The 524-nt window shown below is 60.1% G+C and carries 1 pseudogene; it reads right to left on the minus strand.

Annotated features, from left to right (window positions below):
* A pseudogene (locus tag K5E19_RS23910) lies at positions 1-404 on the minus strand (hypothetical protein); the annotation flags it as partial.
* Positions 405-524: the final 120 nt, after the last annotated feature.

The raw sequence follows: 524 nt of genomic DNA on the forward strand, positions 1-524 counted from the left end.
ATCTCCAGCAGCTGGTGCGGCTCGCACTGATCGCTGTCGAGATAACGCTGCGCTTTACTGAGCAACACACCGATGGCGTACAGGCTGCTCTCCAGCGTCAGCGCCGGATGGACCGCCAGGTTGATGCACAGCTGGTTCAGGGTTTCGTCCCAGGCGCTCAGCCCCTGCTCGCTCTGCGGCCGGGTCGTTGAGGTATGCAGAACAAAGGCCTGCGGGTTGAGCAGGATCTCGCGGGCCGCAGTCTCGCAGCCCGCGTCAAGGCTATCGCGCTGCTGATTTTTCAGCTTCACGTGAGTGACGGGCCAGTCGTCCGTACGCCCCTGACAGGCAGGGCATTCGCAGGGCCGTACCCGCCCGGCAAAGCGGACGACATATTCGGGTTGGTAGTGCTCAATCAGTTCCATAGGGTACTCCGGCCGCTGGAGTGGCGGCCCTTCTTCATTGAAAGTTTTTGCGAAAAAACCAGTGGGTGCAATCGATACGCTTCCCGCTTTCGCGGTCGGATATCTCGGGTAAAAAAGCAA

The organism is Enterobacter sp. RIT637 (assembly GCF_019718755.1).
Lineage (GTDB): Bacteria > Pseudomonadota > Gammaproteobacteria > Enterobacterales > Enterobacteriaceae > Enterobacter.